At 59.8% G+C, this 14,400-nt stretch carries 14 protein-coding genes; 6 read left to right on the top strand and 8 right to left on the bottom strand.

The window, feature by feature from the left end; all coding sequences use genetic code 11:
- The first annotated feature begins 93 nt into the window (after positions 1-93).
- The 3 genes from ACR0JF_RS05220 to ACR0JF_RS05210 all read left to right on the top strand — a co-directional run bounded on the left by ACR0JF_RS05220 (position 94) and on the right by ACR0JF_RS05210 (position 2,343).
- Positions 94-738: a pyrimidine 5'-nucleotidase gene (locus ACR0JF_RS05220; protein ID WP_170660431.1), complete on the top strand. Its 645-nt coding sequence runs from the start codon at positions 94-96 to the stop codon at positions 736-738.
- 86 nt (positions 739-824) lie between these two features.
- The gene (locus ACR0JF_RS05215; RefSeq protein ID WP_170660432.1) at positions 825-1,073 is read left to right on the top strand and encodes a hypothetical protein; all 249 of its coding nucleotides are present in this window, start codon (positions 825-827) and stop codon (positions 1,071-1,073) included.
- A gap of 73 nt (positions 1,074-1,146) precedes the next feature.
- A complete protein-coding gene (locus ACR0JF_RS05210; protein ID WP_170660433.1) occupies positions 1,147-2,343 on the top strand; it encodes a UbiH/UbiF family hydroxylase in 1,197 nt (398 codons plus the stop codon).
- Positions 2,344-2,355: 12 nt separating this feature from the next.
- Here the strand turns inward: ACR0JF_RS05210 and ACR0JF_RS05205 are convergent, their stop codons facing one another.
- Positions 2,356-3,483 (bottom strand): aminotransferase class V-fold PLP-dependent enzyme, encoded by a 1,128-nt coding sequence (locus tag ACR0JF_RS05205; RefSeq protein ID WP_170660434.1) that lies wholly within the window; start codon positions 3,481-3,483, stop codon positions 2,356-2,358.
- A 231-nt stretch (positions 3,484-3,714) separates the two neighbouring features.
- On the opposite strand from ACR0JF_RS05205, the gene ACR0JF_RS05200 reads away from it, so the two are divergent.
- Positions 3,715-4,416 carry a GntR family transcriptional regulator gene (locus tag ACR0JF_RS05200; protein ID WP_170470049.1) on the top strand — a complete coding sequence of 234 codons (702 nt, stop codon included), beginning with the start codon at positions 3,715-3,717 and terminating at the stop codon, positions 4,414-4,416.
- A 6-nt stretch (positions 4,417-4,422) separates the two neighbouring features.
- Here ACR0JF_RS05200 and ACR0JF_RS05195 read toward each other — a convergent pair whose 3' ends face one another.
- Together ACR0JF_RS05195 and ACR0JF_RS05190 are read right to left on the bottom strand one after the other, a co-directional pair.
- Positions 4,423-4,881 carry an Lrp/AsnC family transcriptional regulator gene (locus ACR0JF_RS05195; protein ID WP_170376412.1) on the bottom strand — a complete coding sequence of 153 codons (459 nt, stop codon included), beginning with the start codon at positions 4,879-4,881 and terminating at the stop codon, positions 4,423-4,425.
- Entirely contained in the window at positions 4,878-5,333 is a 456-nt protein-coding gene (locus ACR0JF_RS05190) for an Lrp/AsnC family transcriptional regulator (RefSeq protein ID WP_170660435.1), read from the bottom strand. The genes ACR0JF_RS05195 and ACR0JF_RS05190 overlap by 4 nt, the downstream gene beginning before the upstream one ends.
- A gap of 131 nt (positions 5,334-5,464) precedes the next feature.
- On the opposite strand from ACR0JF_RS05190, the gene ilvC reads away from it, so the two are divergent.
- Together ilvC and ACR0JF_RS05180 are read left to right on the top strand one after the other, a co-directional pair.
- The gene (gene ilvC / locus ACR0JF_RS05185; protein ID WP_170660436.1) at positions 5,465-6,487 is read left to right on the top strand and encodes a ketol-acid reductoisomerase; all 1,023 of its coding nucleotides are present in this window, start codon (positions 5,465-5,467) and stop codon (positions 6,485-6,487) included.
- Between the two features lie 125 nt (positions 6,488-6,612).
- Positions 6,613-7,515 (top strand): DMT family transporter, encoded by a 903-nt coding sequence (locus ACR0JF_RS05180; RefSeq protein ID WP_170660437.1) that lies wholly within the window; start codon positions 6,613-6,615, stop codon positions 7,513-7,515.
- Here ACR0JF_RS05180 and glmM read toward each other — a convergent pair.
- From glmM to ACR0JF_RS05155, 5 genes are all read right to left on the bottom strand, one after another.
- Positions 7,512-8,855 (bottom strand): phosphoglucosamine mutase, encoded by a 1,344-nt coding sequence (gene glmM, locus ACR0JF_RS05175; protein WP_170660438.1) that lies wholly within the window; start codon positions 8,853-8,855, stop codon positions 7,512-7,514. The two genes, ACR0JF_RS05180 and glmM, sit on opposite strands and share 4 nt — an antisense overlap.
- Positions 8,856-8,889: 34 nt before the next feature.
- Positions 8,890-9,888: a dihydropteroate synthase gene (gene folP, locus ACR0JF_RS05170; RefSeq protein ID WP_170660439.1), complete on the bottom strand. Its 999-nt coding sequence runs from the start codon at positions 9,886-9,888 to the stop codon at positions 8,890-8,892.
- Complete coding sequence (locus tag ACR0JF_RS05165) at positions 9,885-10,805, bottom strand: dihydroneopterin aldolase (protein ID WP_170470064.1); 921 nt, start codon at positions 10,803-10,805, stop codon at positions 9,885-9,887. Before ACR0JF_RS05165 ends, folP begins: the two co-directional genes overlap by 4 nt.
- 163 nt (positions 10,806-10,968) lie before the next feature.
- The gene (locus tag ACR0JF_RS05160) at positions 10,969-11,610 is read right to left on the bottom strand and encodes a cell wall hydrolase (RefSeq protein WP_170660440.1); all 642 of its coding nucleotides are present in this window, start codon (positions 11,608-11,610) and stop codon (positions 10,969-10,971) included.
- A gap of 186 nt (positions 11,611-11,796) precedes the next feature.
- Positions 11,797-14,358: a pyruvate, phosphate dikinase gene (locus tag ACR0JF_RS05155; protein ID WP_170660553.1), complete on the bottom strand. Its 2,562-nt coding sequence runs from the start codon at positions 14,356-14,358 to the stop codon at positions 11,797-11,799.
- Between the last annotated feature and the right edge of the window lie 42 nt (positions 14,359-14,400).

The following is a 14,400-nucleotide window of genomic DNA, read 5'->3' as shown; positions in this document are numbered from 1 at the left end:
TTGGTCTCCTCGTTCGAACCTGTCTATCCGTCCTGACCGCCTGCAATCAAGTGCGGCATTGAAAACCCGCCCGCAGCGCCCTACACCCAAGGCATGGTTAAACCGTCCTTCAGCCACGTCACGCAATGGGTGTTCGATCTGGACAACACCCTCTACCCGCCGCAGATGCGCCTGTTCGATCAGATCGAGGTGTTGATGACGGATTACGTTGTGCAAGCCATCGGCGTCGACCGGGCTGAGGCTGACCGCCTGCGCGGGCACTATTGGCGCGAATACGGAACCACTCTAGCCGGTTTGATGGCCGAACATGATCTGGACCCCGACCCTTACCTGCACGCTGTTCACCAAGTCGACTTGAGCCATATGGACCCGGACGCCGAACTAGCTGACCATATCCGCGCCCTGCCCGGTCGCCGCATCGTTTACACCAATGGCAGCGCACCTTATGCGGAGCGTGTACTTGAGGCGCGCGGGCTGAATGGTCTGTTCGATGCTATCTACGGAGTCGAGCATGCCGAATATCGTCCTAAACCCGAAAAGGCCGCGTTCGAAGCAATCTTTGCGCAGGACGGAATCACGGCTGAAACGGCCGCAATGTTCGAGGACGATCCGCGCAATTTGGCCGCCCCACATGAGATGGGAATGCGCACGGTTCACGTCGCACCCGACCCGCATGACGCCGATCATATCCACCACCACACCGACGATCTGACCGCCTTCCTCGCCCGCCTGCGATAGGCTGTCACACTGCGACGATCTGTATATTCTGCAGCTGCAAAATCATCCCTATATGCCGGTCTGCGACGAACAGAACGGAGACCCCGATGACCGCGACAATGATGCCGCAGCGCCTGCCGATTTGGCAGCGCCTTCTCTTTGCAATTCCCCTTTTTGGCTGGATGGCCCGCGACGTAGCCGATGGCCGCCCCGAGGATCTGGGCTATACCGCCGCTGCGATTGTCAGCATGTGGGGCTGTTCGGCATTGCTGTTTGGTCTGCCGGGCCTATACATCCCCGCATTGATGATGGTTCCGATGATGTTTTTGGTCCTCATCCTGATTTCACGCGGCTAACACGCGGGACAGGATGTCGCTTGGCGCAGACGCATGAACCGAACTAGGTTTTGCCGGGAACGGAGAATGCGCCATGACTGACAGCTGTGACATCCTGATTTCCGGCGGCGGCATCGCCGGGCTGACTGCTGCCGCCGCATTCGGCGCCGCCGGGTTCAACGTGGTGTGCGTGGACCCAACACCGCCAATCACGGAACGCGACGTGGATGGCTCTGACCTGCGGACCACCGCGTTTCTGCAACCCTCCCGCATTTTGCTGGAACAATGCGGAGTGTGGGACCGGCTGGACAGCCACGCCGCACCGCTGCAAGTCATGCGGATCGTGGACGCGGGCGGAGACATTCCCGAACCGCGCGTTGTGCGGGATTTCAACGCCTCGGATATCTCCGAGCAACCCTTTGGCTGGAACCTGCCCAACTGGCTGCTGCGGCGCGAGATGGTCGCACGCCTGTCGGAACTGCCCAATGTCGATTTCCGCCCCGGCACCGCGACGGTTAGCCTGTTCACCCGCACCGCCGAGGCCCGAGTAGGGCTGAGCGACGGCAGCCGTATCCGCTGCAAGCTGGTGATCGCCGCAGACGGTCGCAACTCACCGATGCGCGAAGCCGCCGGGATTTCCGTTCACACCACGCGTTACGGTCAAAAGGCCCTGGCCTTTGCGGTGACACACCCAATCGCGCATGATAATGTCTCGACCGAGATCCACCGTTCTGGCGGGCCATTCACCTTGGTGCCCTTGCCCGATTGGCAGGGTCAGCCATCGTCGGCCATTGTCTGGATGGAGCGCGGTCCGCGCGCGGTCGAGTTGCTGAACCTCGACGCAGATGCTTTTGAGGCCGCGATGACAGAACGCTCCTGCGGGTTGTTTGGACCTTTGAAGCTGGCCTCACACCGCACGATCTGGCCGATCATCAGCCAATCGGCTGAGCGGTTGTCGGGTGAACGTATTGCCCTGATGGCCGAAGCCGCCCATGTCGTGCCGCCCATCGGCGCGCAGGGTCTAAACATGTCTCTGGGCGATCTGCGAACCCTGCTGGACCTTGCACAGGCCCGGCCCGACACTCTGGGCGATGCACAGATGCTTGAGGCCTACCACAAAGCCCGCCATACCGAGATCGAGCTGCGGGTGAAGGGGATCGACCTTCTGAACCGCACCTCGATGCTTGAAGCGCGCCCCCTGAGGGATGCACGCGCCATGGGCCTCAACGCACTTTATTCCATGGCGCCGGTGCGCAAAACGTTGATGCAGATGGGCCTTGGCATGCGCTGAGGCCCTAGCGGCTTACAGAACTTGATCCAACACGCGCTTCAAACGTGCAATCGTGCCGTCGACGTCATAGAGCTTGTCGAGACCGAACAGACCCAACCGGAACGTGCTGAAACCGGCAGGCTCATCACATTGCAGCGGCACACCAGCCGCGATCTGCATCCCCAAAGCGGCGAATTTCTTGCCGTTCTGGATCTCGGGATCGGCGGTATAGCTGACCACGACGCCCGGAGCGCCAAAGCCCTCGGCCGCGACTGAAACGATGCCCTTGTCCTTAAGCATTGCACGCACGCCATTGCCCAAGGCCCATTGCGCCTCACGCAATTTTTCAAAGCCGTAGTCCTGCGTCTCGGCCATGGTATCGCGGAACGCGCGCAGCGCGTCGGTTGGCATGGTTGCGTGATAGGCGTGACCGCCGCCCTCATAGGCCTGCATAATTTGCCGCCATTTCTTGAGGTCGATGGCAAAGCTGTCGGACTGAGTGTCCTGCAACCGCGCCTCGGCTCGGTCGGACAGCATGACCAAACCGGCACAAGGCGACGCGCTCCAGCCTTTCTGGGGGGCCGAGATCAAAACATCGACGCCGGTGGCCTTCATGTCGACCCAAACGCAGCCAGACGCGATGCAATCCAGAACCATCAGCGCGCCGACCTCATGCGCGGCTGCGGCCATGGCCGAAACATAGTCATCCGGTAGAATCACCCCGGCCGACGTTTCCACATGCGGGGCAAACACCACATCCGGGCGCTGCTCGCGGATCGCGGCAACCACATCGTCAATCGTTGCGGGCGCAAATGGCGACGGGCTGTCATTGCCAGTCTCGCGCGCCTTCATCACCGTGACTGATCCGGTCAGAGCTCCGTTTTCGATGATCTGGCTCCAACGGTAGGAAAACCACCCGTTGCGCACCACCAAGACATTGGCATCACGGGCAAATTGACGGGCCACGGCCTCCATCCCATAGGTGCCACCACCCGGGATTATGGCAACGCCATCCGCATTGTAGACCTGCTTCAGCATGCCCGAGATATCGCGCATCACCTGCTGAAAGCTCGCAGACATGTGATTCAGGGATCGGTCCGTGAACACAACCGAAAATTCTTCCAGGCCATTTGGGTCGATGGAATCCAGCAAGGCGGGCATTTGATGTCCTTTCAATCAGTGTTGACGGCACCTTCAACACATTATCATTGCGGGTAAAGCGCATTTCCGACGAAAAGGTGACGCAAAGTCATCTTTGTTTTTCAGAAAAAATTAACCCTCAAACACGCCATTATTTTAGTATTGACGCCAACTAGTATCACATACCCTTTACACTTCTGCGTGCTTCTGCCCAGATGCATACACTTTTAAAACGAAGGGAAATTAAAACCCGTGACTGCAAATAAGCGGATCAGCTTTCAGAGTGTTCGAGATGAAGTAAAGCGCAGGATCGAAAGCCGTATTTGGCCTCAGGGATCATTGCTGCCGACCGAGACCCAGCTGGCGGAAGAGTTCAATTGCGCCCGCGCGACCGTCAACCGCGCCCTGCGCGAACTGGCCGATCAGGGAGTCGTCGAACGCAAACGCAAAAGCGGAACACGCGTCAAGAAAGAACCCAGCAAACATGCCAAGCTGGAGTTTTCCTTGACTCGTCAGGTGGTCGAAAACCAGAACGCGGCGTATCGCTATGCCCTGGTCGAGCGCAACGTTGTCACCAGCCCCGGCTGGCTGGCATCGCAGCTCAGCGTGGCGCCAGATGCGCGCATCCTGCACGTCATTTGCATGCACTACTCCGACAACAGACCGTTTCAGTTAGAAGAACGCTGGATCAACCTTGAAACCGTCCCCGAAGTCGAGCAGGCCGACCTGAGTGACAATGGCCCGCACGAATGGCTGTTGAATGCAGCACCGTTTACCGATGCCGAAGTCGCATTTTGCGCCGTGTCAGCCGACAGCCGATTGGCCGAGTTCATGGGCACCACCGCGGGCACGTCGATGATTCAATTGGAGCGCACAACCTGGAAAGATGAAAAGCCCCTGACCTTTGCGCGGATGACGCATCATCCGGGCTTCTGCATTCGCACCAAGTACTGATCCGGTTCAACCAATTGGTCCGGGTAACCGTTCTTCGCTGAGCAAGACATTTGCCTCGACATCGCCTGCACCGGGAAGGGTCATAATCCGCCGCCGCAGGACCCGTTCGAAATCCGACAGGTCTCGGGCAACCACGCGCAGGCGGTAGTCGTATAACCCCAGTACATGCTCGACGGTTTGTACCTCAGGGATGGCGCTGACAGCGCGCTCGAAGTCCTCAAGGCTCACCTGCCCCTTGCGGGCCAGTTTGACACCGAGGAAAACGGTGACACCGAACCCCAAAGCCTCGGCATTCAGGCGTAGACGACGGCCCTTGATTACGCCCGCCTCTTCCAAACGGCGGATGCGCCGCCACGTTGCGGGTTGCGACAGGTCCAGACGACGCCCAAGCGCGCCGGCGCTTTGGGTTGCGTCCTGCACCAGTGCGCGGAGGATCTTGCGGTCGATTTCATCCAGCTCAATCATACTGGCAGCACCTCATCCCGTTTGAGGCGCGCGATGTGCATCAATGCTTCGATATCGGCAATATGCGGCAGGGTCAGAATGCGGTCCCGATAGACCTGCTGATAGTGGGCCATATCCCGCGCTAGTACCGAAAGGCGCACATCCACGCGGCCAAGGAAGGTTTGAATCTCGATTACCTCGGCAACCTCGCGCGCGGCCGCAGTAAATTCGTCAAACGCGCGTGCTTGTGTCTTGTCCAGCGTGATCCTCAACGAGACCTCGACGGCGTAGCCCAAGGCGGCCCAGTCGATCACGGCCTCTTGGCCTTCGATCACCCCTGCCGCCTGCATTTTTTCGATCCGTCGCCAGCAAACACCCGAACTGATACGGCACCGTTCGGCAAGTTCGGCCGTTGTCAGGCTTGGCTCCGCCTGAAAATGGCGCAGTATCCGCCGATCAATATCATCAAGCATGATTTTTTCACGTTCTCACAATTCAGAGAATTATTCTTCATCTTTTTTACAAATACTCAATCTCAACCCTATCGCCAATACCAAAGGCTCAGGCTAAAAGCACAGCAATCGAAACAGAAAGGACCAGCGAAATGCGCGTCTATTACGATCGCGATTGCGACATCAACCTGATCAAAGACAAAAAAGTTGCCATCCTGGGCTATGGCTCGCAAGGCCACGCGCACGCGCTGAACCTGCGCGACTCGGGTGCGAAGAACCTCGTTGTTGCTCTGCGCGAAGGCTCGCCCTCGGCCAAGAAAGCCGAAGCAGAAGGTCTGGAGGTCATGGGTATCGCCGAAGCGGCAGCCTGGTGCGACGTCATCATGTTCACCATGCCCGACGAACTGCAGGCTGAAACCTACATGAAATACGTGCATGACAACATCAAACCGGGCTCAGCCATTGCCTTCGCTCACGGGCTGAACGTCCATTTCGGCCTGATCGAGCCGAAAGAAGGCGTCGACGTCATCATGATGGCTCCCAAAGGCCCCGGCCACACCGTACGCGGCGAATACACCAAAGGCGGCGGCGTGCCTTGCCTTGTTGCCGTCAACAACGACGCAACCGGCAAAGCACTGGAAATCGGCCTGTCCTACTGTTCGGCCATCGGTGGCGGTCGCTCGGGCATCATCGAGACCAACTTCCGTGAAGAATGCGAAACCGACCTGTTCGGCGAACAAGCTGTTCTGTGCGGTGGCCTGGTTGAGCTGATCCGCTGCGGCTTTGAAACTCTGGTCGAAGCGGGCTACGCGCCCGAGATGGCCTATTTCGAGTGTCTGCACGAAGTGAAGCTGATCGTTGACCTGATTTACGAAGGCGGCATCGCCAACATGGATTACTCGATCTCGAACACGGCTGAGTACGGCCAGTACGTCACCGGTCCGCGTATCCTGAAATACGACGAGACCAAAGCGCGTATGAAAGAGGTTTTGAACGACATCCAGCAGGGTAAATTCGTTCGTGATTTCATGCTGGAAAATGCCGTTGGTCAGCCGACCATCAAAGCGTCGCGCCGTGCCAATGACGAGCACATGATCGAGGAAACCGGCGCCAAACTGCGCGCCATGATGCCCTGGATCTCGGCCGGCAAAATGGTCGACAAAGAAAAGAACTAAGCCCGGCACCCGTCGGCGAAAGGGCGGCCCATATGGCCGCCTTTTTTCATTTGAACCCACTTAAATATCAGCCCATAAACGCCTGACCAAAGGCAATTTTTTTACGCTAAGCCACAGGTACTACTATGGTGTCCCAGCCCACAAAACAGGATTGGATCGGCGTCTTCTCGCTTGGTCTCATCTGGGGCGGTACATTCATGGTCGTTGCCATGGCGCTTGAGGGGTATGGCCCGATCACGGTTGCAACGTCCCGCACTACGCTTGGCGCTTTGACGCTGCTTTTGCTGATGCGGATCACCGGACGCCGTTTTCCAACCCTCACTCCGGCGCTTGGCGGCTCGATCATCTTGATTGGCCTGCTGTCCACGGCGATACCGTTCATGCTGCTCAGCTGGGGACAGCAATTCGTGCCTTCGGCCTTTGCGGGCCTGTCGATGGCGGCCATCCCCTTGATGGTGCTGCCACTGGCGCATTTCTTCTCGGACGAACCGCTTAACTTGCGTCGATTTCTGGGGGTGTGCCTCGGGTTTTCCGGGGCACTGGTCTTGATAGGTCCGGGGCTTTTGCAACTGGGCCAAGGAACCGAGCCGCTTGCGCAGATGGCCTGCATCACGGCCGCCTTGTGTTACGCGGTTTCATCCATCCTGACGCGTCGGTGCCCTCCGATTGATCCGGTTGCACTGGCCGCCCTGACCCTGCTGGTGGGCGCGGCGCTGTTGTTGCCGATCATGCTGATGACCGAAGGGCTGCCCGAATGGCAAGGAACCCGCCCCACTCTGGCGCTGATCGTACTGGGCCTGGTGCCCACAGCCTTGGCAAACCTCTTGCGCGTTTCGATCACACGCAGCGCGGGGTCGGTGTTTCTGACCCTCGTGAACTATCAGGTCCCCGTATGGTCGATGGTTTTCGGAGCGTGGATCCTGTCCGAGGCCCTGCCTCTGCGATTCTACATCGCACTGACCTTGATCCTGACGGGCATGGCCATCAGCCAGTGGTTCAGCCTGCGCAAAGCTCTGATGGGCCGCTAGGACGCCGCTGCCTCGACCTCGGCCACAATGCCATCAACCACTTGCGTCAGCAGGTTGGCGTCCTCGCATTCAGCCATGACTCGGATCAACGGCTCGGTTCCTGACTTGCGGATCAGCAGGCGCCCCTGTCCGTTCAGGCGCGCTTCGGCATCGGCAATCGCGGCTTGAACGCTGGCGACCTCAAGCGGCAATTGACCCTGTTGATAGCGCACGTTCTTCAACAGTTGAGGCACCGTTTCAAACTGCTGCGCAAGCTCAGAGGCTTTGCGTCCGCTCAGAACCATCTCGGAAAGGAAATGTAGCCCAGCCATCAGGCCGTCGCCGGTTGTCGCGTAGTCGCTCATGACGATATGGCCGGATTGCTCGCCGCCAAGGTTAAAGCCGCCCTGGCGCATCCGCTCCACAACATAGCGATCTCCGACCGCCGTCCGCTCCAGCCGCAAGCCCTGCCCTTGGAGATGTCGCTCCAACCCGAGGTTGGACATGACCGTCGCCACCAAGGCACCACCACGCAGTTGCTCGGCGCGGGCCCACGCCCCGGCCAACAGGGCCATCAGTTGATCGCCATCGGCAACCTTGCCGTTTTCGTCAATCACGATGACCCGATCCGCATCTCCATCGAGGCAGATACCAACATCCGCGCCATGCGAGACAACGGTTTCCGCAGCAACGCGTGGCTTGGTCGAACCGCATTCGAGATTGATGTTCTTGCCGTTCGGCGACACGCCCATCGGGATGACTTCGGCGCCAAGCTCCCATAGGACCTCGGGCGCCGTGCGGTGAGCCGCACCATTGGCGCAGTCGATCACCACTTTCAAACCATCCAGACGCACATCGCGCGGAAGCGAGGATTTGACCCGCTCGCCATAACGGAACCGCGCATCATCAACCCGGCGGGCACGCCCGATATTCTGCGCCTGAGCGGGGTTGACGCCTTCTTCGATCAAACGTTCAATCTCAAGCTCGGCCTGGTCTGAGAGTTTATATCCGTCAGGCCCAAAGAACTTGATGCCGTTATCTTCCGCCGGATTGTGGCTGGCCGAGATCATAACCCCCAGATCCGCGCGCATGGATTGGGTCATCAGCCCGACCGCAGGGGTCGGCACCGGACCCAGCAGCAATACGTTCATGCCGGTCGAGGTCAAACCTGCCGTCAGCGCGTTTTCCAGCATATAGCCAGACAGTCGCGTGTCCTTGCCGATGACCACGCGGTGAACTCCGGTCGAGTCGCGGCGGAAATAGCGCCCGACCGCCGCACCTATGCGCAAGGCCATTTCTGCTGTCATCGGATGCGTATTGGCTGTGCCCCGCACACCGTCAGTTCCGAACAGCTTGCGCATAGTCGACTCTCCGTAAATTCTGCTTGTGACCGGATTAACGGACGGCAGCCCATAGGCGCAAGGCCTGAGCGGTCTCGGCCACGTCATGGACCCGAATGATCTGCACGCCCTGGGACAATCCGTCCAGAGCAACCGCGATTGACCCCGGCGCGCGCGCGGTCTTTCGCGGCTCCTGCCCGATGGACCCGATAAAGCCCTTGCGCGAGACGCCCAGTAGAATCGGGCAGCCCAGGCCGTGGAACAGGCTCAAGTTACGCAGCAGGGCCAGATTGTGATCCTCGGTCTTGCCGAAACCGATGCCCGCATCGACGATGATCAGATCCCGGTTCAGGCCCAACGCCTCAAGCCGTTCGATCTGACCGGCCAGAAAATCGTAGACATCCAGCACGACGTTTTCATAGACCGGGTTGTCCTGCATTGTCGCGGGATCGCCCTGCATATGCATGACGCAGACCGGCGCGCCCAGCCCTGCGCAGAACGGCGCAAGCTCCGGGTCGTACGTGAAGCCCGATACGTCATTGACCAGCCCCGCCCCGGCCTCGCAGGCCGCTTTGGCCACAACGGCCTTGCGCGTGTCGATTGAGATCAAAGAATTCGTTTCAGCCCGGATCGCTTCGATCACCGGGCGGGTCCGGGCGATCTCTTCGTCTGCTGGGACGAAATCTGCACCAGGACGCGTAGATTCTCCGCCGATATCCAGAATCGTGGCGCCGTGTGAGACCATCTCAAGGGCTCCGGCCTGCGCCGCCTCGACCGAGCTGTGGATGCCACCGTCCGAGAAGCTGTCAGGCGTTGTGTTCAGGATGCCCATGATATGTGGACGCGCCATATCCAAACCGGACAGGGCAGCGCGCGGGCGGCTGAGGCGCTGTAGCACATCCGCGGGGATATCCGCTGCGGCTACGACCTGAGACGCTCCATCGCGTGAAAGCGCTTCGGCATGAGTGAACCAGAGCGACTGCCCGGCCAGAGGCACCGCTTCATCCGGACGAGCCGTACCGTGCTGAACCAGCGGTCGGTAGTAGCGGCTCACAATTGTGCCTGATCAATGGCCACTGCACGCAGCGGCGTTTTCGGCTCTTTCGGCAATGCGCCTCCGATCACCATCATCTCGCTGGCCTCAAAGGTGGCGGCAAACCATGCCGCCAGCGCAACCGCGTCGGATGGCGCGGCCGAGGGGCCATCGACAGCATCCAGAACGATCTTTGACGGGGCCCAGACGCAAATCTGGCCGTTCTTCATCGCCCAGTCCAGCTCAGTCCGGGTCGAGACGACCACGCAGCGATGATCGCGCGCGGCCAGAACCCACGCGTTCTGTTCGATCGACAACAGGTCGATGCGGCGCTGTGTCATAGCGTGACCCGTCTGTGGCACTGGAAGGTCCGAGGCCCCGACACACAGGATCAAGGGACGCTGACGGTTTTCCAACTGATCGATCCAGCCGGTCAGGTTATCCGAGGCCATCGCCTCATTCGATAGATAAACAAGACGTGGATGAGGGCGTTCCTCTTCGACGACGTCGTGATGCACGGCATCCTTGCCGCGCACTATCTCGACCCCGAGCGCACCGGGGCCACGATCAAGCTTTTCGATCCGAACAAATACTCGAACTGCTTGCGGCTCCAGCAGGATACGTTCGGCCACGCGTTCAGCCAGCGTTTCCAACAGGTTCAGACGCTCGGCCGCCAGTTCATAGGCAATCGCTTCGGTCACGCGGTCATAGGACAGGATACGATCCACATCATCGTCAATATCCGAGGTCAGCGGACGCACCTCGACCACGATATTGAAGCAGATACGCTGTGTCGTACCACGTTCGGCCTGAAAGGCACCGATCTCAACCTCGACAGTATGATCACGCAGCGAGATGCGATCCAAAGGCCCTCTGGGCGAGGTCGCCTCGGACCGTTCAGAGGGGTGCGCAAAAGCGAGGCGGATTTCAGAACTCATGGGTCAGGCCTTCTTGGGCTCGGTGAAACTTTCGCCCAGTCTAGGCGGTTCGAGGGCCTATAGCATTCATACAAACGCCATTCCAACCGCTGATTTCGACGCTTTTTCTGCGTGCAATGGTATACGCTGCGCCTTGAGTTCAAGACGCAGCGCTAGACCTGCCTCAATTGCTCGCAGTGCGGTAGTTGTGACGGTAGAAGATGTGCACACCAATCTTCGCCGTCTGTTTATAAACCCGCGCCCAGGACGGGCGGACCGCAGTGGTATGATAGTGGGTCGCCCCTTCAGTCAGCTCTTTGGCAACGCCATCCATCGCCGCGCGGGCGACTTTTGAGACACGCTCAAAGGCTTTCTTCTCGTTGATCACTTCCTTGCGGCCATCACATGTATAGGTGAACTGGCACTGGTACTTTTTACCGGTCCCCTGACGGATCACACCGCAGAGACTATCGGGAAAGCGGCTGCTCTTGACCCGGTTCAGGATAACCTCTGCAACGGCGAACTGGCCGCGCACGCTTTCGCCGCGGGCTTCAAAATACAGCGCCTCTGACAGGCATTTCCAGCCTTCATCTCCAGACGCTTTGGGCTGTTGGTCCAGCCAATCCTTGGAATAGGATACTTTGATCGGTTCCACCACTTTGCGCGGCTGGAACAATTTCAGATAATCCCGAAAGCTCTGAGCCGGCAATTCATTGCGGGTAACCAGTTCTTTCTTATCGGCATCCGTAGCTTCCCTCTCAGCGTAGGACGCACTCGGCAGCACGGTTGCCGCCAATGTGGCAACAGCCATTATGTAACGTAGCATCAGATAACCTCGCACAGGCACTTCACGCGCCGAACCCTCCCCCGGCGGGCGCGACGAGGCATTTAGCGCAGTCTTGCGCAAAGGTCCAGATCAGAGACAAATACAAGTGGAAATTCGCTCGTGGAGAAAAACAATTCCGCCACAAGTTCGCTTATTGACCACTAATCATTGGGTTTCAGGCTGCTGTCAACCCCCAAGTCTGGACGAAATCGCTAGTTGAGCGGCAGCCAGCCGAGCGACCGGTACCCGGAACGGAGAGCAGGACACATAGTCAAAGCCAAGATCGCGGCAAATGGCGATTGATTCGGGGTTTCCGCCGTGTTCTCCGCAGACTGAAAGGGTCACATCGGGCTGTGCCGCGCGCCCTCTCTCGGACCCGAGCTTGAGCAATTCGCCAACCCCGTCGGCGTCCAGAACATGGAACGGGTCCTCTGTGAACACCCCCTGCCGGACATAGGCCGACATGAAACGCCCCGCGTCGTCGCGTGAAAGACCATAGGTCATCTGGGTCAGGTCGTTGGTTCCGAAGCTTAAAAACGCGGTGTTTGGCGCAATCTCTTCGGCGCGCAGGCAAGCGCGTGGTGTTTCGACCATCACACCGAGGCGGTATTCGAACTCCTGCCCCTGCTCCGCTGCGACAGCGGCTGCCACCGAGTCGATGCGGGATTTGACCAACTCGACCTCTCGCTTGGCCGAGACCAGCGGGATCATCACCTCGGGTACAACTGGCGCACCGTTTTTGCGGGCCTCCAGCGTAGCTTCAAAGATCGCGCGGGCCTGCATGTCGTAGATTTCGGGCACCGTAACGCCCAGACGCACCCCGCGCAGGCCCAGCATCGGGTTGTATTCGGTCATCGCAGAGACGCGACGCTCCACATCCGAAACAGGCAGATCCAGCGCTTCGGCCAGTTCGCGCTGGCCGCCGCGGGTGGTGGGCAGGAATTCGTGCAGCGGAGGGTCAAACAGGCGAATGCAGACCGGTTGCCCCTCCATGATACGGAAAAGCTGCACAAAGTCGTCACGCTGCATGGGCAGCAAACGCTCCAACACGGCGGCACGACCCGAGGAGGTTTGCGCAAAGATCATCTCGCGCATCACGATCAGGCGACCGGGGTCAAAGAACATATGCTCAGTCCGGCACAGGCCGATGCCCTGCGCTTGAAAATTCCGCGCGGTCTGCGCATCCGCAGGGGTATCGGCATTGGCGCGGATTTCGATGTCCCGCTCGGCATCGGCCCAGCCCATGAGTGTCTGGAAACAGTCGTCCAGCGCGGCCTCGAGCATCTCGGGCTGCCCCGCCAGAACCTGACCTGAGCTTCCGTCAATCGTCAGAATGTCTCCGGTCTTGAACACCCGCCCATCCGGGGTCGTCAGCATTTTCTTCTTGGTCTGGAACCGCATCTCGGACGCGCCGACGATGCAGGGCAGCCCCAAACCACGCCCGATCACGGCGGCATGGCTGGTCATCCCGCCCTTTTCGGTCAGGACGGCAACGGCAGCATGCATGCCCCGCACATCCTCGGGCGAGGTTTCGCGGCGCACCAGAACACAGGCCTCACCCCGCGCAGCGCTGGCTTGCGCCTCGGCGGCCGTAAACACGATCTTGCCGGTCGATGCCCCCGGACTTGCGCCGATTGCGGTGGTCAGTACATCCCGCTCTGCCTCGGGGTGGACCTGACGGTGCAGCAGCTCGTTAAGCGCATGAGGGTCCACGCGCATCACCGCCTCTTGTGGCGGGATGATACCGTCTTCAGCCAACCGCACCGCAATTCGCATCGCCGCGCGCGAGGTCCGCTGAACACGTACACCGTCCAGAATATGCACATTGCCGTTCTGGATCACGAATTCGACCTGCATTTCCTCGCGCAGCTTCTCGCGCATCAAAGCGGCCTGAGCCTTCAGATCGGCAAAGGCGCTGGGCGCCACTTCTTCCAGCGACGGTCCCCGCGGGTCTTTCTCAAGATAGAGCGCTGAGACATCTTCGCCCAACGCATCCCGCCCCTGGCTCTGGCTCAGGTACCGGCCAGTGATCTGAGGCATCCCGGTGGTCGGATCCACCAACTGCAGCACGCCCGAGCCGCATTCACCCTGCCCGACGCCCGGAATCATCTCTTGGATGACAAGCCCCAACCCCGCATCGGCCGGAGCCCCCTTGGCCTGACGCAGCAGGCGCGCTGAAGTGCCATCCCACGCCCGCGCCATCGAGCGCAGAACTCCAATCAGCTGCTCACCGCGATCCTCGGGAAAAACCTCATCAGTCTCATCCTCATAGGCGTGCAGAGTACGCTTCAACCCCGCGACACCATCCTCGTCAATCTCGTCGAACACATCCGCATCCAGACGCGCCACATGGATCGCGTAGCTTTGCACAAAGCGCAGATACATGGCGGCGGCAGGCTCATCACCCATCGAGTTCGACAGCTCGGCAAACCGCGCTTCGTTCATACCGATATTCAGAACCGCACCGGGGCCGCCCCAATCGGGGTCCTCGGAACTGGGACGCACACACAACAACGCCGTCGGCTCGAATTGCTCAAGGATTGCGGCCAGATCGGGGATTTGTCCCTCGGCAATGCGCTGCACCGCGTCAAAAGACAACGCGACCGTGCGCGGCACCGGCATCTCCAACCGGACCAGACGTTGCAGGCACTTTGCCCGCCCCCCATGGGTGTGCGGGGCAACGGGCGCGGTGGACGTGATGAGCGTGGTATGCGGATTATTCTGCACTGCGGCACCTTTTGGTTTCACCGCAGCATAGGCCCCTGCGCCCGTCACGCAAGGGTGATCTGG

Source organism: Ruegeria sp. BG11 (assembly GCF_056538565.1).
The sequence above is the reverse complement of the archived record's forward strand: the minus strand, read 5'-3'. Positions and strand labels throughout refer to the sequence as shown.